This window comes from Devosia sp. Z11_6, assembly GCF_058133665.1.
Genome location: NZ_JBYUNQ010000007.1, coordinates 37,134 through 55,290, shown reverse-complemented (window position 1 = coordinate 55,290; position 18,157 = coordinate 37,134). Strand labels below are relative to the sequence as shown.

At 59.5% G+C, this 18,157-nt stretch carries 13 protein-coding genes; 6 read left to right on the top strand and 7 right to left on the bottom strand.

What is annotated here, in order from left to right; genetic code table 11:
* Positions 1 to 11 precede the first annotated feature (11 nt).
* On the bottom strand, positions 12 to 581 hold the full coding sequence (locus tag AC3YMN_RS17000) for a DUF1788 domain-containing protein (RefSeq protein ID WP_489890932.1): 570 nt from the start codon (positions 579 to 581) through the stop codon (positions 12 to 14).
* Positions 578 to 1,420 carry a DUF1819 family protein gene (locus AC3YMN_RS16995; protein ID WP_489890931.1) on the bottom strand — a complete coding sequence of 281 codons (843 nt, stop codon included), beginning with the start codon at positions 1,418 to 1,420 and terminating at the stop codon, positions 578 to 580. The genes AC3YMN_RS17000 and AC3YMN_RS16995 overlap by 4 nt, the downstream gene beginning before the upstream one ends.
* A 436-nt stretch (positions 1,421 to 1,856) precedes the next feature.
* Between AC3YMN_RS16995 and AC3YMN_RS16990 the strand changes: the two genes are divergently transcribed.
* The 6 genes from AC3YMN_RS16990 to AC3YMN_RS16965 all read left to right on the top strand — a co-directional run bounded on the left by AC3YMN_RS16990 (position 1,857) and on the right by AC3YMN_RS16965 (position 10,416).
* Positions 1,857 to 3,818, top strand: a complete 1,962-nt coding sequence (locus AC3YMN_RS16990; RefSeq protein WP_489890930.1) for an AAA family ATPase — start codon at positions 1,857 to 1,859, stop codon at positions 3,816 to 3,818.
* On the top strand, positions 3,811 to 4,059 hold the full coding sequence (locus AC3YMN_RS16985; protein ID WP_489890929.1) for a hypothetical protein: 249 nt from the start codon (positions 3,811 to 3,813) through the stop codon (positions 4,057 to 4,059). Before AC3YMN_RS16990 ends, AC3YMN_RS16985 begins: the two co-directional genes overlap by 8 nt.
* A 168-nt stretch (positions 4,060 to 4,227) precedes the next feature.
* Positions 4,228 to 5,079, top strand: coding sequence for a hypothetical protein (locus AC3YMN_RS16980; protein WP_489890928.1), 852 nt, complete (start codon positions 4,228 to 4,230; stop codon positions 5,077 to 5,079).
* Positions 5,073 to 7,451 (top strand): integrase catalytic domain-containing protein, encoded by a 2,379-nt coding sequence (locus AC3YMN_RS16975; protein WP_489890927.1) that lies wholly within the window; start codon positions 5,073 to 5,075, stop codon positions 7,449 to 7,451. Before AC3YMN_RS16980 ends, AC3YMN_RS16975 begins: the two co-directional genes overlap by 7 nt.
* Complete coding sequence (locus AC3YMN_RS16970; RefSeq protein WP_489890926.1) at positions 7,448 to 8,473, top strand: ATP-binding protein; 1,026 nt, start codon at positions 7,448 to 7,450, stop codon at positions 8,471 to 8,473. Before AC3YMN_RS16975 ends, AC3YMN_RS16970 begins: the two co-directional genes overlap by 4 nt.
* Positions 8,470 to 10,416, top strand: a complete 1,947-nt coding sequence (locus AC3YMN_RS16965) for a hypothetical protein (RefSeq protein WP_489890925.1) — start codon at positions 8,470 to 8,472, stop codon at positions 10,414 to 10,416. Before AC3YMN_RS16970 ends, AC3YMN_RS16965 begins: the two co-directional genes overlap by 4 nt.
* Positions 10,417 to 10,419: 3 nt before the next feature.
* On the opposite strand, the gene AC3YMN_RS16960 is transcribed toward AC3YMN_RS16965, so the two are convergent.
* From AC3YMN_RS16960 to AC3YMN_RS16940, 5 genes are all read right to left on the bottom strand, one after another.
* Positions 10,420 to 12,864, bottom strand: a complete 2,445-nt coding sequence (locus AC3YMN_RS16960) for an AAA family ATPase (protein WP_489890924.1) — start codon at positions 12,862 to 12,864, stop codon at positions 10,420 to 10,422.
* Positions 12,861 to 13,484: a hypothetical protein gene (locus tag AC3YMN_RS16955; protein WP_489890923.1), complete on the bottom strand. Its 624-nt coding sequence runs from the start codon at positions 13,482 to 13,484 to the stop codon at positions 12,861 to 12,863. Before AC3YMN_RS16955 ends, AC3YMN_RS16960 begins: the two co-directional genes overlap by 4 nt.
* Positions 13,481 to 15,220 carry an SIR2 family protein gene (locus AC3YMN_RS16950; RefSeq protein WP_489890922.1) on the bottom strand — a complete coding sequence of 580 codons (1,740 nt, stop codon included), beginning with the start codon at positions 15,218 to 15,220 and terminating at the stop codon, positions 13,481 to 13,483. The genes AC3YMN_RS16955 and AC3YMN_RS16950 overlap by 4 nt, the downstream gene beginning before the upstream one ends.
* A gap of 96 nt (positions 15,221 to 15,316) precedes the next feature.
* The gene (locus tag AC3YMN_RS16945; protein WP_489890919.1) at positions 15,317 to 16,807 is read right to left on the bottom strand and encodes an argonaute/piwi family protein; all 1,491 of its coding nucleotides are present in this window, start codon (positions 16,805 to 16,807) and stop codon (positions 15,317 to 15,319) included.
* Positions 16,791 to 18,104: a DUF4365 domain-containing protein gene (locus AC3YMN_RS16940; protein WP_489890918.1), complete on the bottom strand. Its 1,314-nt coding sequence runs from the start codon at positions 18,102 to 18,104 to the stop codon at positions 16,791 to 16,793. Before AC3YMN_RS16940 ends, AC3YMN_RS16945 begins: the two co-directional genes overlap by 17 nt.
* Between the last annotated feature and the right edge of the window lie 53 nt (positions 18,105 to 18,157).

The following is an 18,157-nucleotide window of genomic DNA, read 5'->3' as shown; positions in this document are numbered from 1 at the left end:
GGTGTCCCCCGTCAGTCAGCAAGGCGAAATGCACGGTAGTATGGCTTGTCGGTAATGTCGCCGAACAGACTTAGCGACTGGCCGTCGTAGCGTCCGGGGTAAAAGACGACCAATGGTCTGGAGCCGGTCAGTGGCTGCAACGCATTGAGCAGGTTGTGCGTGCGAACGAGCGGATACGCAGAGCCCACACCCGAAACCATCACCATATCGGCGTCCGCCTCGATGCGCTCGCTCATGAAGCGCGCCACTTTCGAAGCCTCGAGCGTTTTCATGAGGTTTTTCAGGACCACGTCCGCGCCCTTCTCATGAAACATCTGTTCCGCCTTGACCCTCAGGTTCCGGGTTTCCAGGATGTCCCGAACCAGCTCCAGCAGGTTGAAATGGACGATCTTCATCCCCCTGCGCTTCTTGGGCGCCTGCGACATGAGGAACGGAAGGTGCGCACGAACGATGGCCTCGTCTTCAGGAGGGTAGTCGAATATCCAAAAGGGAATATCGCCGGCCAACGTCCTGCCGCTCAGGAAGTCATCCGAAGTGATCTTGTCGAGAACCCTGTCCAGGCGTGCTGCTAGGGAACTCACGGTGCCACCTGGATGCGCGAGAGCACATAATGCTCGTCGTGCTCCCGCAGGTACGCGAGGACGCCCGGATCAATTCGCACGGGCCGCAGGGCGTTCTTTATGCCGCCGGCCAGATAGCCGGATTCATGCAGCACCCTAAATGCACTGTCGCCCAGCTTCTCCACGGTGGAGTTCGCCCATTCAGGCATCGAAGGGTCACGGTCGCGGCATCTTTCGACGAAACGATTCCATTCGCGACGCGGCAATGTCTGCTGGAACGTGCGGAAGCTTTCCCGGACGGAATAATGGAGGAAGTCGGCCAGCAGCGGACTAAGCTTGATGGCACATGCTAACATGGCGTGCGTCGCGGCCGGCTTGGTGCCGTCACGGACGATTTCCCAAAGCTCCGGCTCCATCCCCTGTAGGCGAGTTCTCACCAGGAGAGCCTGACGCTTTGCAGTGCCCACCGAACGCTTCTGGAGCACATTCTCGGATTCGATGGCCTTTTGCCAAGCGGCCTCGTCGATGCCTTGAAGAAGAAGCCCGGCTATAACTCGCGCTTCTGGAACCTGCAGCGAGCCGCCTGCAATGTCCGCCCTATACTTCGGAACGTCATCCAAAGACGGCTGGGCTGATTGAATGTTCGCGCCTGGAAACGGTCGTGGGCCGGCTGAGTGCTCTTGTTGTTGAAGCATGCTTCCTTCTCCCGCTTCCTGCTGAACGGAAAGCTCGCGATCGACGAGATTTTCGATCAGGACATAGGCCGGTGTCTTTGACTGCCGCGCTTCTGTTTTCAGCGCTTTAATGGTCTCGGGCCGGAGATACGTCAGAAATTGCTTCCGACCGTCTTTTCTGTCCATGTCCTACCGCCTCGTTTGAATCGGCAGATATCTACCATCATCCGGACGCATGAGTTTAACAATCGAGAAAGTCACCCTCTTTCACGCAATTGCAAGCGTAGTTAACGTTCGGAGATCAAAGGCTGAGAGGCTTGTGCACGGGGATTGCCAGGGATCTCGAGGTCAGTTGCCAGTTGACTCGCCACTGGACGTTCTTTATCCGTTCACGCCTGAAACGAGAGCCTCCATGTCGCACTTCGCGCACATCACTGAAAATTCGGACCGTCTGGGCCTAACCGCCTGCGGTGCTTTCGTTCGTCCCTGCGTCCTGAAATCGGGCAAACGGTTCTCCTGAACCTACCCGAACATTTCCCGACATTACGCCCTTAGCGGCGAAGAAGACCGGCATACCGACCGGCGCCTGAGTGCGCCCGCTGCTGTCGGCGCAGAGACAATCATGGATGACCTCAACGTAGACGACCTCGACTTCGGCACCGAAGACGACACCCACATCCCCGAGCGCTTTCCGAGGCACAAGAACGAGCGCGGCAAGGTCCGCATTACGCCGGCACACGAAACCTTGCCGCTCCTGATGCTGGAAGGCGCCCTCAAGGAACACGAACGAAAGTTCTTCGACGCCACCGGCGTCTGCCTGGTCATCAGGGTGCCCGGCCCGGAATGGGTAGCTCCCATCTCCAAGATGGCCCGCAAGATATCCACGTGGGATCAGATCCTTGCTTATGAGAAGCCTCAGAAGTCGCGCGACATCGTCGACGACGCCGTCCGCAAGCTCTCTTCTGGCGGGCGAATACTCTGCATTACCCCGGTAAAGTCAGACACGGTTCCTGTGGAGCTGCGTTCCGTCATAGACGTCGACGTGACCCTGGACTTCCCCAGCGACGACATTGTCCGCAAGGTCATCCACTTGGCTACCGGCACGCGTGTCACAGCCATTCCGGCCAATATAGCCCGTGGTCTCGACTACTCGACTATCTGCACCGCCATACGGAAGGGAAGCACCCGGAAGGATTGCATAGACAGACTTGTCGCCGCCCGCGGTGCGGGGTACGTCCCCGATCCCGACCTCGCATCATTGCCCGAGCTCTCTCAACTTCACGGTTACGGGGAGGCTATGGAGTGGGCCGAACGCCTGGTCTCGGACCTTCAGGCCTTCCGCGAAGGCCGTCTCGACTTCTCCGCGCTCGAGCGCACGGCGATCCTGGCATCGGCGCCTGGTCTCGGGAAGACGACCTTCGTCCGCAGCCTGGCGAAGACGGCGCGCCTCCCGCTGTTCGCATCTTCGGTCGGTACCTGGTTTGCGAACAGTCCCGGATATCTCGACAGCGTCATCAAGCAGATCGATCAGCTGTTCAACGGCGCCGATGCGGTGGCACCCGCCATAATTTTCATCGACGAGATCGAGGCGATTCCTAGCCGGGCCACCCTTAGCCCCCGAGGAGCCGATTGGTGGATGCCGGTAATCGGCCATATGCTGACCACGTTGGACGGCGCTGCATCCGGCCCCGCTTCGCGGCTGATCGTCATCGGCGCAACCAACCATCCCGAGATGCTAGATCCGGCGCTGGTAAGACCAGGGCGCTTGTCCAGGATCATCCGGATCGAGCCGCCGGACGCGCCGGCGCTTGCCGGCATCATCCGTCAGCATCTGGGCAACGATATCCCCGACACCAACCTGCTGCCGATGGCGGAACTGGGCGTGGGTTCGACAGGTGCAGACGCCACCGAATGGGTGAAGCGCGCCCGTTCTGTCGCCCGCCAGGCCGGAAGGGAAATGAGGCCTGGCGATCTGGCGGCCCAGATCGCGCCGGACTCTGGAATATCAGCGGGAAACATGCGCCGCGTGGCGATCCACGAAGCTAGCCACGCCGTGGTGATGTGCGCGCTCGGGGCTGGCACCGTCCGGAGCGTCTCATTGGTCGGTCGCCGCGGTTCCGGTGGACACACCGACATCATGATAGACGACGGTCTCATTACGAAGGAGCAGAGCGACGCTGTGGCAATGTTCGTGCTGGCAGGCCGTTGCGGCGAGGAAGTCGTCCTCGGATCTTGCAGCAGCGGTTCCGGCGGCGGCGCATACAGCGACCTGGCAAAGGTCACCGACCTCGTTACCGTCGACATCGTCAGCATGGGGTTCGGCGAACACCTTGCCTACCGCGCTTCGCCCGAACAGGCGCGCGGCCTCCTGCAGCTGGACAACCGCCTCCTCGCCGAGGTCGAGCGCGAGCTCAGGCGCCTGCACGCTGCCTGCACCGACATCGTCGAGCGGCATCGCCATGACATCGAACGGGTGGCCGACGTTCTCCTCGAGGAACGCGTCCTCGGCGGCGATCGCCTGCGCTCCATGTTGATCACGGCGGGAAAGTCGCCGGTCTCCAGGAGGGTGGTGCGTCATGGATGACCTGATCATCAAGGTTATCGTGCGCCTGGTGAAGGTTCATGAGTCCCTAGGAAAGCGTGCCTATGAAGACGCCGCTCACCGCGCTCTCGTCGGCATCGGTATGGCGACCATGGAAGAAGCCGAACGCCAGGCCATGGAGCGCGGCGGCGCGTCCATCGTCATCCCTCAGTCCGTCATCAGGTTTCCGCTCGAGCGGACGAGGCAGCCGCACGACTTCGGGGACGGCGAAAAAGGACGCTGACCGACAGGCGGCGGCTTTACCTCGCGTTAGCCGTTCCGTCTCAGCATTTCCAAAGACTTCGCGGATTACAAATCGACCCCGAGGGGCCGGTGCGATGATCCATGAATTAGTTCAGGGCGAGACAACGGGAACGCCGATAGCCTTCATGCTGTCAAAGGGCGAACGATGATGTCCGAAGACTATGCCATTACCAAGGCTCGCCTCGAGGCCGACGAGCTTCGAACCGTAGCCCGCATCGTGCATGACGAGGAAGGTGGGCCAGTTCACGACCTCATTACGGGCCGCGAGCCTCATGCGGTCGGGCAGACGGTCTGCATCAAGGCCGGCATGCGCGCCGTGCCGTGGGAGTCCATAAGGGCCGAGAGGCCCATGATCGAATTGTGCGAAGTGGCATCGCCGGTCAGGAAGCTCATGTCGCAGCCACACGAACTCTTCATGAAGATCGTCGGCGACAACCGTGAGTGGATGTACCGCCCGGACTTACGTCTCATAGCGGACTCGGCATTCGTGGATACGGTTCTGGCCGGCGTGCCATTCTCGCAGGCAGTGGCAGAGTGGCGGCCCGGCAAGAATAAGGGGCACCACACGACGCTCATCGTCGAAGTGAAGGACGATCGCGACCCCCGGATCGACGACCCCGTCTATCTGCTGAAGCTCGCGTTCGCGCGCAAGCTGTATGAGAAGAAGAACTGGAAGTTCCTGACGGTGGTGCGGTCGCTTGATATCGACAACGCCGAGATCGCCAGGTCAGTCCGGCAGATCATGCTCGACCATGACGTTTCGCTGAGTCCGCGGGATATCAACCTGGCACGAAAGCCGCTCGCAGCAGGCGCCGGACTACTTGCAGACGTGGTTGCATCCCTTGGCGGTGGTCAGACGGCACTGGCGAAGTGCTGCGCGCTGCATGTCCGCCGGATCATATCCATCGATCTCCGGCACGACCTCAGGTCACACACCCCCGTAATCAGGATGCCCGACGACCTGGCGATCTTCGAGATGAAGGGCAAGGTCCAATGGTAACCACGCTGGATATCAGGATCGGCGAGCTCTATTCGCTCAATCTCCCGGACGAGAATATGCCAATCCTGGGGGAATTCGCCAAGGAACTTCGGGATGGCCGGCTCATGTTCCGGCGCGAAGGCACGGACTACGAAACTTACATCGAACCCGACCTGTTCGAACTAATGCGCTCGGATGGCAGGGCAGACCGGATCCGCCTGGACACGGAAGGCCGTTTGATCGATGCCCGGGACATCGACCCGCTGACAATCCTCGATCCCTACGATCCCAACATAACGGGCAAGGAGAAGGCGGCACGCCTGAGAGAGCAGGAAAGGCTCCTGCACGCCCGGACCCTACGCTTTTACGCAACGCGCTACGATCTCGACAAGAAGACGGGACGCGGCAGGCGCGGGCTGGAAAAGTTCATTGCCGAGCACCGTCAGGATGCAATCGAGGAAGGCCTCACCTGGGAATGCTCGCCGACCTCCATACTTAGGGCGGTCGACGAATGCGGGACGCCGGGAGACCGGCCGCTGACGTTGTTCTTCAAGGACAGGCAGAGGCCGGACCGGGAGAAGCACTGGCCACGTGACGTCGTAGAGGCTGCCAACCGGGCGATCGAATTTTACTGGGACGACCAGTCCGTCACCATCGGCGATGCTCTGGCCCAGTTCCGCGCGGAAGCGGATCGTATCGAGGCCGAGCATGCCGTTCCCATGCCGGACGAACCCGTCGTACTTGAAATCGCGTCATCCCCGGAAAGTCCATTCCCATCCCGCAAGCGGCGGAAGAAGCGCACCGGCGGTTATCTCATACCTTGCGAAGAGACGATCCGGCTCTGGCTACACCAGAATGCCGACTGGGCTCATTGGGCCCAGCGATACGGAGTGCGCAATGCCAATGCCAGGTTTCGAGGACGCGGGAAGCCTATCGATCCAACTAGACCGCTTGAATACGTCATGTTCGATCATACCAAGATCGACGTCTGGGCTGTCGTTCTGGATGATGACGGTCAGCCGGTCATGGTGGCGCGTGCATGGCTAACGGTGGCGCTCGACTGCTATTCGAGAATGGTGCTGGGGGCCGTCATCGGCTTCGAGCCTCCCAGCCTTCACTCGGTAGCCGCATGTCTTCGTCAGGTCGTTGCCAAGAAGGAATTCCTGCGGCCATACGGTTATATGAAGGGCGCGACCGACGGCTGGGGCAAGCCATTCACCATTATCGTCGATAACGGCAAGGAGTTCGTCAGTCCGTCCTTTCAGTCGTCGTGCGAGGCGGCCGGCATCGACGTTATCTGGGCGCCGGTCGGCATGCCGACTTACAAGGCCTATGTCGAGCGCATCTTCGGTACGTTTAATACCATGCTCTGGCATAAGCTGCCGGGCGGTCTCCCGCTAACGCCGCAACAGCGCCGCGAGCTCGGGCTCGAGCCCGAGGCTGAGGCCGTTTACACGAAGGCCCAACTCGAGCAGGCCATGTGGAACACCATCGTGACCCGCTATCACCTGGAGACCCATAGCAAGATTGGCATGGCTCCGGCACTGAAGTGGAAGAGGGGAATCCACGAATTCAAGAGGGCGACCGCTGACTCCACCAGCATGCTCGACAAGATATTCGGCCGGGGCAAGAACAAGCTGCTCAGCGCCGAGGGCGTCACCGTGGACGGGCACCGTTTCCATGATCCCGAGCTCACGTCGATGCTCATGAACCGGCTTGCCAAGTACGGGAAGGAACGCCAGCAGCGCAACGGACTTGCATCATCCCGAACCGTGCCGATCCGCGTTTCCTATAATCCGGGCGACGTTTCCAAGATCCATGTGTTCGACCCGAACACCAAGACCTTCGTGACCCTGCCGAACTGGGATCGCCTCTACGCGGGCTCGGGGCTGAGCTGGTACGCCGCCGACCGCATCAAGGAATTCGCGAACCAGCGTAATATGGCCTTCCATTCCGACACAGAACGGGCGGCGGCGCGTGTCGCGCACAGGCAGTTTCTGCTCGAGCTTATCCCTGGCATCAAGGCCATCGAGGCCGGCAGAAGGGCGCGCATCATCGATCCGCAAGTCGACCTCGTTCCGGGCGATCGTATCGAGATGATTTCCGCAGGGACCGAACACGACCTGGCGCACGACACCTCGATCAAGCGCACCGATCACAACCCGAAGGTTAAGGTCGGTCGGCCGTTCGGAAACAAGGCTGGTGCAGCCAAGGCTGCTGACACAAGGCAGCGAAATCGCGAGGCGGCAAAGGCGGTCACTGCAGGCGTAGTCCTGCCAGCACTGCCTGCTACCCCATCCGTCAGTCGTCCCAAGGTCGACGTCGAAGCTATCAGAGCGCGTGTCGCTGCCAGAAACGCCGCAAAGTTCGGCAACCCGGGAGAACCGAAGTGAGCACTACGATAAGTCATGGACGGGTCACCGCCGAATTTGAGCTGATGCGGATACAGCATCCCCGAATGGCCGGTGCACATCGCAAGTTCGACGATGCCAGGGAAGGTGGCCGGCTGACCCCGTACAGCCCGAAGCGGTACATTGAATTCTTTGCGCCCAGCCACTCCGGCAAGTCCATGGCTATTCGAACCTATATCGAGCAGGTGGTCGTACCGGAAGTCGTCGCCAGGGGACTATTTCCAGCTGACATGGACCCCGCATTGATCGCCAGAAAGCAGACCGTCGTTCTTCATGTAACCCTCTCCCCGAAGGCATCCGTACGTTCAATGGCTGCGGACATTCTCAGGCAGCTGGGAGATCGACGGTCGGATAGGGGAGACGGTCCTGTGCTCCTGCGTCGTGTATACGAATATCTTTCGGGCGAAACCGACGAAGATGGGGCACGCCTTGATACGGGGCGGACGGAACTGGTCATCCTGGACGAAATCCAACACCTTTCGTCTACCAAGACGACGCAGGCCGGAGGTCGGTCCCAGAAGGCCCTGAGGGTGACCAGCACCGATGTCACCGATACGCTCAAGACCATGATGATCCGAGGTCTGGTGCCGATGGTCTTCGTTGGGATACCCGCCGCCAGGGAGCACCTTGCCATCGATGTCCAGCTAACCGGCAGGGAAATGGACAAGATCGATTTTTCGCCGCTCCAGTGGAGCAGTGAAGAAGATCAGGGAGTCTTCCTTGAATACTGCGAAGAGGCAGCCGGGCTCATCAAGTCGCACGGCCTCCTGCCGGAAGAAACCGATCTGCTGGACGAAGACATCGCGTATCGCCTCTGGGCAGCGTCGGGCGGATGCGTAGGTTTCGTCTCCAGATTGCTGGAACAGGCTGTGTTCCATGCCATCGATCGGGGCGCGGCGCGCGTCGAGTTCGAAGATCTTGCCCTTGCCGTGGATACAAGAGGCATTCCCAACGGCATGTCTACCTACAACCCGTTCCACGATGATGTTGAAGAGGCGGCATGACCATCTTTCGCAAGGTCACGCCGATGCCTGACGAGAATTTGGCCGGTCTCGTCGCCCGCGCCGCCGGGGCTAACATTTACCCTCATGCACGTGACGTGCTGGTTCAAGCCAGGTTGGATCACGTTCGTCCGCAAGCTATCGCCACGCACGGCAGTGCAGGTATCGACGCACTTGCGCGCGTGCTCGGAACGTCTTCGGAGAGCCTGAAGCCGCTATTCCATTCGCAGACGTCATCCTCTTCGATCGACTTCTTCGGAACCGAGCTTCGGTCACTTTACAGGGAAAGGACGAAGCGCAGGGTTTCGCCGCGTGCACTTGCCGAAGCGCCATACATCAAGGCGATCTGGAGCGTGCGACCCTTGGCTTTCGATCCGGGCACGAAGGAAATGCTCATCGACAGCTGTCCAGTTTGCGAACGCGCCCTAGGGTTCTCGATCACATGGGGCGTCGAGTTCTGCGAGCATTGCATAGGCAGTGACGAGTACGGCCTTCCACGGTCGATGACCGACCTGCGGGACTTTCCCCAGCCGATAGTGGAAGTTGCGGACGAGGAGGCGCTTGATTTCGCGACGTCGCTGATAGATCCCGGCAATGCCGCCTCGAAGAACCTGAAGCTGCATGCCGACCTCGGCGGCCTGAACCGTAGCGAGCTGTTCGATCTTGCAGTAGCTATCGGCAGTGCCTTGGTTCAGAACGAAAGCAATAGCGAAAACCTTTCATGGGAAACCAGGAATCGCTGGGGCGTTCGGACGTTGCCGCCCGAGCATCTGGCTACGGCGACCCGAGCTATCCTCTCCTGGCCGCATGCCTTCGTAGCTATGTGCGCCGCCGAGCAGGCACGCTCCTCCAGACGAACCGGCGAATGGGGAATGTTCAAGGAATTCGGTGCACTGGCGAGCCTGGTCCGGGACGATAACCTGACGCCTGCGGCGAAGGCGGTTGTCAATACTGGTATCGATAAGGCGCTCTCGGATATCAGGCCCGGCACCAAAATTCCAAGAAAGACGACGAGACCTCTAAAGCCAGGAAATTACATCGGTGTCGGACAGATCCTGAAGCTGGTCCCGATCAGCTCCCGGATAACAAAGCGGCTAGGCGATCATCCGGACATAAGAACCTACAGGTTTTCAGACGAGGCGATGTCACCTGTATTCTTCGAGACATGGCAGGCGGCCGGGGTTGTCGATCGCTATCTGGACCTTGCCAGCGAAAGTCGTATTGGAGCTACCTTCGGTCTGCCCCCCGATGGCGTGCGGGATTTGGTTTCCCATCATTTCTACACCCACACCGGTGACCACCAGAAGGTCGCGGAGGACATAGCCGGGGGCGGCACGTTCCACTCAAAGCATGACCTGAACGAACTGGTCGATATTCTTCGAGAGGGATTGTCCGTTAAGAAGCGTCCGAGGGACTTCATCTCCTTCACGGAGGCAATGTTGATGTTCCCTACCGGACATCGGCCATGGCTTCCGATGATGAACGCCATCTTCCATGGGCATGTGGACGCCATTTTTCACCGGGAGATGGACGAGACCAACCCCAAGAACCTGCTGGCTTCGATTTCGGTGAGGCGAGTAGAATACGCGCGCGAGCTGATCATGTTCGACCACTCCTATCGCGTTCGGCATGACATCGGAAAGGTATCAGCCGTCGCCGTAAGCCAGATGCTGGGCTTCCATAATCACTATGTCTTCGTTGCGTGCGTCGACGCTGGACTGATCGAAGTGGACGATGAAGGCGCCGCGGTCTACTCCAGCGTGCTCGAGTTCGCGGAGCGATATATTTTCGCGAACGAGGTGGCGGTCCGAAGCCGAAGTACGCCGCAAGAGGTCCCAAGATGGCTAGAGGACAAGCATGTGTTTCCAGCCCGTGAATTTCCCGTAAGAGGTGGCGTCATCTACGATCGGGCCAAGGTAGAGCCGTGGCTGGAGATGAAGGCGTGACGACTAAGCTACCCTGAGCGCGGTTTCTTCCTTGAACCAATACCGCTGGGAAATACACCTCGTATCGCGCGACGAACCGCGGGCCAGTTCTAGCGTGAGCATGCTGTCTTCCGGATAGGCGGGGCTTAGCTCAAGCCGGAGGTACTCGAAAAGCTGCCGGTCGTGAACAGCCACGAATATCTGGCGACCATGTTCCTTTGATAGTGTCCGCAAGAGTGCGGCGAACTGGGATATGTGCACGTCATCCATCGACTGGATCGGATCGTCGAGGATCAACCACGGTAAACGCGGTTTCGCCGTTAGGTGCAGGGCCGTGAATAAAGTGAGCGCGGCGGTATTGAGGTTACCGGAACTTAGCATGGCGCCGGGGGTGCCCCCGTCCGTTCCGGACCGATGATGAGTGACGAGTTTCGGCTTTAGTCGGTGCGTTGTTGCCTGCGGAATGCTGAACGCAGGAATATACGGCTCGTTCGGTGTGAGACGGACGAAAAGGTCTCGCCACAAACGGTTAAGGCGTTCGTTGAAAACGCGTCGCACAATACCGGAACGAACCTGCTCGACCTGACCGCGAATGGTCTGTGCCTGCGTCCTGACACTGGTGGCGCGGACCAGGGCATCCTCGAAGACCGCAAGCTCCTTGGTTACCCGCGCGATGTCCTTGTCCATCGCGTCCCGTCTCGCAATCTCTTCCCGACAAAGACGCAGGGCGTCTCCGGCGCGCCGTCTGGCGGCAAGTCGAATCTCAAGATTAGCAGTCCTTAAGTCGATCTCGCCTGCTAGCCAATCCAACGCAGAGGTGGCGCCATCATCGTCACTCGGCATAACGATAGACACCGATGCAGCTATCTCGACGACCTCTGCTGCCGTCTGCAGGCGGGACGTACCGATACCCCGATAATCGTTTACCGAGCGTTGGGCCTGGGCGTGAGCCTGACCCAGCCGCATGCCCTCATCCACTAAGTCGATGAAATCGACCAATTCCCGTGAAAGCTTTTCAAGGTCAGCAAGCGACTTGGCCCAGGAGTCTGCTTCGGACCCACGATGACCTCTCGCTTGAACTTCCGCAAATTCCACCTCCAGCCGGTCTAGTTGCGTGCGGGTGTCGACCTGCGTACGGCTCAGGCTGATGAGGCGCTCCGCAGCGCCCGAGAGCTCCCTTATGCGCCGGTTGAGGTGATCCCCTAGCGGCCCCTTATCACATTCCGCGAAGTCTCGTTCGCATACGGGGCAAATGTCACCGTCAACGAATTGGGCTATTTCCGCCAGCGATGCGGCGAACACACCGGAGTTGGAGGCAAGAAGTGCCAGCTCGCTTTCGAGGGTACGTAATCCAGAGCGTAATACGTCGCTCTCAGCCTGGATCTCGTCATGCCGTCGCACGTCGATCGCCGTTTGCTCGGAATGCTGGCGAGCCTGCTGCACTCTCGTCTGCACCAAGGCTAAGGCTTCCCGAAAATACTGTCCCGGATCGACCAGAGACATATCGAAATCCGGCAGGAGGCGAGCGATCTCCTTCCTGTTCGTCTCCATTCTGGGCAGGTTAACGGCGCGCCAGGCTTGCAGGGGAATAGACGCCACTGTTAGCGCTTCCTGTAAGGTGGCCTCATCGTTTCCGCGGGCGTACTCGTCGCGTTGCCTCACCTCCCGTCGCAATGCTTCGAGACGCCTTCTGCCATCGTGCAGTATGGCAAGATCGGCTTCGTCCGACGACGAGTCTGTCCATGGCGTATCGACGAGCGCTTCCTCTCCGATGGGCGAGTTAAAGCCCAGCAGCGCCCCGTCGGAATTTAGGCTGATGAGAGCCTTTGCCAAAGCCTGCGCAGAGAGGGCGCGAGCTTGACGTCGGTCTTTAAGTTCCCGTTCGAGACGGGATACCTCGGCTTCGGTCTGCCCGAGCCGTTCGGTTGTCTTCCTGAGATTGCGAACATCGTTGACCGGCGTCAGGCCGGCTTCTAACGCGTCGAGCCGATCAAGGCCGAGCAAATCGTTCACGAACTTCGATAGCGGAGATTCATTCGAGGTATCGGCTTCCTGATATATTTGCAGGAGTTGCCCTAACAGTGCCTGCGGCAGGTAGCAGCGCTCGCTGAAGAAAGCGGCCTCGAAGGACGGAAGAAAGGTGCCCTGGCCCAAGCCTGCCGCCGTTACGGTAGTTCCGAAAGCGTTGCCGGGCAGGCCTGATGTCTTGAGCTGAACCTTGCCCTCCGAGGGTGCGGCTATCTTTCCGCCGCGGTGGAGGAGCTGCATTTTATACGCCGGATCAGCTCGCTGCAGCGAGCTCACTTTACCGGTAAGTGCCAGCTCGACCGCAGAAAGAAAACTGGTCTTCCCCGCGCCGTTCTCGCCATGGATAAGGACCATCTTGGCGTCTAGAGGAGCCTCGATCGCTCCCTTGATGCTGCGGAAGTTCGAGATCTGTAGGTGTTCAAGCAACGGGCGGCCGGTCATTCGTCCACCCCTGTATCCAGTGCTTCGTTCAATGCGGTTGCCAGAGCCTTCGTCACAGCATCGTCACCTAGCAACGAAGCATCGGCGAGTCGTGCAACGAGGTCGCTGTCGAGATGGGAAGGTAGGATCGCCCGGAGATCCTCTATCGGATCGGTGCCCATTATATCCTGCTCTTCGTTCTCGAAGCTCAATCTCAAAGGTAGAAGCACGCGGATCTGGTCCTCGAGCAGCTGCAACGCGGCGGCGTCGGTAAGCGTGCCGGTTTCGCCAATCGGTATGTTATCCACCGTCAGTACCCGGCATGTGGCCGATAGCGCCTCGATGGCTCCTGCAAGCATTGCCCCTGCCAGGACCGTAGTGATGACGTAGCGCGACCCGGTAATATCAAGGGCCCTGCTTAGTGCCTCGATCCTTTGCCGGACGCGCAGCGGATCGCGATCACCATGGTCACCGGTGGCGGTGTCAACGATAAGAACCAGATCGAGCGAACGGCCAGCAGTCCCGATCAGCGCCGCCGTGAACGCGAATTCTACTGATGCTACCTTGAACGGGGTCGGCCTCACCGCATATCCGCCGGCAGTCAGCACTTCCACTATAGCCCTCACAAGAGCATTGCTCATACTGTGACTGCCTCCATAAAGCGCTGGTGGATGCCATCCAGGTCACCCGCCCTGAGGATCTCCACCAGGCTGACATGGGTGGGGCCGCCGCCCGGTCCGGTCCGGCCCGGCGCACGTGAAGGGGTTCTTGCGGACGGTTGGTAGCCATTGGCGACCATCTCGCCCCAAGCTTCGTCGGCGTGAATGATGATGGCCTTATCGTTGGAGAAAGCGCCTTGTTGGCGCAGCTTTATGGCAACGCTGGCAGATCGCACCAGGAAAACCGGGCGCGGGGGAGCACCGTCCCACGTCCCGGTGGAAATCAGCGCGCCGCTTTCCAGCTCATCGTTTCCCGGCAGCTCCAGGTTCCACTCACCCATATTCTCGCCCAGCTCGAGCATCGAGATGGCAATTCCCATCTCGCCGAAACCGGATGCCCTGACGTTTTCGTCGTTGGCGACGTTGCCGACGCTGACGCTGCTGATCGGCATGTACTTCTTCGGATCGGCCGGAACGTTGCCATCGCGGAAAATGGCCACCATGCGAGACCAATTTTTGATCGCGACCGTCAGTAACGCGGTCCGGTCCCCGTCTGCTCCCGCAGCCAGACGGTCGCGGATACGCTTCAGGGAATCCTGCACCCGGTCGATTTCCGCTGGCAAGAGGCATCCCGGCAGGCAAGTCGTCATCAGCGCCAGCAGCTTGTCGGTGACGACCTTCAGGGCCATCGCAAGGAGAACCTGCTCGCCCCAGGCTCGGAACAGCGCACTGTTTTCGATGTCGTCGATATGGTCGTTATAGGAGGCGTCGTAAACCGTCATCAGTATCTGGCGGTGCCCGTCCTCCAGTTCGTCCGAGCAGATGACGTGTGCCTGTGCGTGCGGCGTTGGCGGCCATGGCCAGGGTTTCGCCTCCCTTGCCCTGACGAACAATGACTGCAGGTTGACGTCCTGGAGCGACAGCCCGACCATCATCGACTTTTGACGGGTGGCAACGGATACCATTTCGTTCCGCATGGCGGCGGCAGTTGCGGCTTCCGGCCAGCCCAGGATGCGAGTCTTGCTTCCGATCAGGAATTGTCTGAAATGTGCCGGGTCGTCGGTTGCGTAAACGATGCAGCCATGGAACTTCAGCAGCCGCGCACGCCCGGGCGGGTCACGTAGCTGGTCGGGGTCAACGACTACCTGCAAGGCTCCGCCGGCGCCGCCAGTCAGTTGCTTCACCGCCGCCTCGATGAAACCGTCCCAGTTAGCGGAAACGATTTCCTGCAGTGCACCTTCAAGGATTAGCAGTGCGATACTGAGATGAGCACACGCGGGTGGTTTAGGGTTCGCGAATGCTTCCCGGATATCCATGCCTTCCCAGAGCAGGTAATCCTCCGGCTCTCCCTGAACTCGCACATCGAGAAGCTCGGAATATTTGTTCCAGAGGCGATCCCGGATCGCTTCGTGGTTAGGCCAAGTTTCGAACGTCATACCTAGATAGGGATCCACGTCGGCTATCTCGAGGTCGGCCAATTTCAGTGCACGCACGAAAGCCGGCCGCATCCTGGCACCGTCAACGGGGTCAGCGGCTTTAACGCGCAGGTACTCCATCGTCCTGATGATCAGCTTGCCGAGGTCAGGCGCATCCCTGGAGATTCCCGATCCCACCCATAAGGCGAATTCACCGTTCTCGAAGGCTTCCGCCACTGCCCGGAAGTCCGTCTCGAGTATTTCGAGCGTTTCGCGAACGGTGATCTGAGTGGCATTCGGCATTGCTTATGACCCCCATGCGTGGCGACTTCGAATGCCGCTCTTTGCGGGACACATTGATTTCATTTTGCCCCCACGGCAAGACCGTCAATGAGGGCGTTACATGTAGAAGCGATACCTAGGGTCCGGAACTACGTTATCCGGAACGTACTTCAATATCTCTCCGACCTGATGAGCCGCCTTGAGAGTGATAGGGAGCGCGCCGTCGAACTGGGTCCGGTTCCAGTTCATTTTAGTCAGCGCCAATGTCTCGGCCAACAAAACGTCCCATTCAGTCGTGTCCTGTCGGATTGCCCTGATCGTCAATGGGTTCGGAATGTACATGCCGGGATAAGTGCGGAAGAAGTCGACGCTGCCATTTGTATATAGCACTGACTGGTGGTCATCGAGCCGTAGTGAGGTGCCCCGGAGCGGTGGGTAGATGCCGTTCCGCAGCAGCCGGATGGGAGAGCGGCGCGGGAACCAGAGGAAATCCGCGATGTCTATCTCGGCTGCTTCGACGGCTGTCTGCAGTCCCTTCAGTTCCTGCGGGTGGAACCTCGAACTCTTGTGGACTACCAGGCGCGCAGGGTAGTTCCGGTGCTCCTGCTTGTAGGTCTGCAGTGCCCGCTGCGCCAACTTAAACGCGTCCTCTTCCGTCATGTAGGGCTGGCGGTCCACCTTATCCCTCATGGCAAGCGCGCCCTTCAAAATGAGGCCTTCGCCACGTTCATCGAAAAGCTGTGCCGAACTGGTCATCAGGGCGGTGCCGTCCCGGCTCTCGTAGAAGCTGATGCCCAGGAAGGTCGCGTCGAACGCCCTATTGTCCCTGACCATCCGCCAGGGCGTCCCTCCGGACTTGTAGTAGAGCGCGCAGAAGAAATTCCATGCCCTGGTTGCCTCGTCCTGCACGCGCCTGGTCGAATGGGCTGCCAGTTTGCGCTTGATCACCGCATCGTTGTCATACGTGCTTGGCCAAACGATCTGGATCGGGATACGGAACGCGAGCGACTGCGCTTTCAACGCGCCCCTGAAATCGGCAACTCCACGGTCGGCACTGCGGGTGTCCTCGTCCTCGCCTTCCTTCTCGGCATCCTCGGGCGCGCCGGATGTCCGCATGTTGCTGACCCGTTCGATGATTTCGAGCGGCAGCGCGCAGACGATGACATTGGGCGGCTTTTCGCTTTCCGCGATCGCCTTGATCTCAAGGCAGAACTCGTCCACCGCCGTCTGAACGGCAACATCGTCGTCGGACTGGCTGGAAATCCTGGAGATTGCCGCAGCGGAAATGGTCCGTACGTCCCTGTCCTCGACCTCGAAGTAGCAACGGAACGGGCCCGTGATGGAAGCGCCCGGAAAGTCCGGGAACAGCGTAGGCTGATTAGATTGCTTCCCGGGTATGAAGTCCTCGCACCTACGGAGCCACTCTCGGAATTTGCCAGCCGATTGGCTCGACCCGATCAGACCCAGGCGGACGGTCTTTGTGGAGCCGTCAGAGAAGTCCACCGGCCCGTAGCTAGCCAGACCATACCGCATATCGATATGCCGTCCGCCAGCGCCGAACTCGAGGGCGGGTTCCGCGAAGTGGGAGGCCTTAAAGAAGGAGGTCATTTTCCGATTCTCCCAGGCGGTTGCGTTCTTCCTCGTCCTCGTTCGGGCGCCAGCTTTCGTCATCCAGGCCGACACCGACCTTGACCGTGCCGACTTCCTGGAAAGAGAGGGGGTCTGCGCGGAGCAAGTCGGCTTCGCGTGCTAGGAAAGCCTTCCACATGCCTATGTGTCCACGCACGCTCTGGTTTGTCTCCAGGCGCTTTATCCCGGCTAGCTTCTCCGAGCCGTAGCGATAGTCGTCGAAACCGTCAGAGGTGAAATGGTACGTCGTGTCGATGGAAAGAAACCAGTTGTCGCCGAACTCGACGAAATTCGGGTAGAACGCGATGTGCCTGTAGTACGATGGTTTTTCGCCCGCTTTACCGTATCCTTTCACCACGTTTCTCGACGCTTTGCGGGTGAACGAACGGTAGGAGTGCTTCCGAGACTCCTTGCCCTTACTCTTCTTGAAGAAGAGATAGCCCTTCCGGTCCCAGCGCAGGACCTCGTGGTGCATTTCGGATAGCGTTCGCTTCAGGAGGTCGACGAAGTGACGCCTGGTAACCTCCCCGTCCGAGGCGATCCACTCCTTGGTACCGATCCATTCCACGGTGTCGTCCTCGACCACCTCCGAGAAAGGAAACTTCGAAAGATCGCGGAAGCTCCAGATGCGCTTACCATGCAGTATCCAATCCTTCGGCGGACTACCGCCGGCCTCATACAGGGCGTTGCGCAGGTCCGAATACGGCATGTCAGTTCGTGCCACGTAGATCTTCTCGGGGTAAGCGACCTTGAGAAGATTGATGTCCAGTTCCTCAGACAAGTCAGCCATCGACATGGTCGCGCCGATGCCGGCACCTTCAGCAACGACCTGGAGCAGCCGCTGCAGGGATGACTCGTCAAGGATGTCTGCAGCCTTATCGAAAACAATCTTGCGCTGGCCGGCACGTTCGGGAGCTCCGAACCAGCCCTGAACGGATTTCCAGTAGATCTCGTCGTCTACGGCCCTTACAGCGATCAGCAACACAGGCAGGTTGGCGCCCAGCCAGTAGTCGAGATCTTTTTGCTCGCAGATGTAGGTGAAGCTGTCGCTATTCTCCTGCGAGAAACGGCCGGATTCACGGGTCTTGATTTGGACTGCTATGTGTTGGGCCTTTACCTCTCCACTGCCCGTATCGCGAACTTCAATATATCCATCGATGCCTGCGTCGAGCGCGCCAGTCGCGTTGAAGCTCTGTCCAAGCTTCAGCATTCGAGCCTTCACCAAGGTCGCGCCGAGTTCACCGGTGATCTGCTGTGGAGACAGAATCTTGTTCATGGGCAGCCCCGTGCCGTAGATTCGCATACTGTACATTGAGAAACGTACATTGA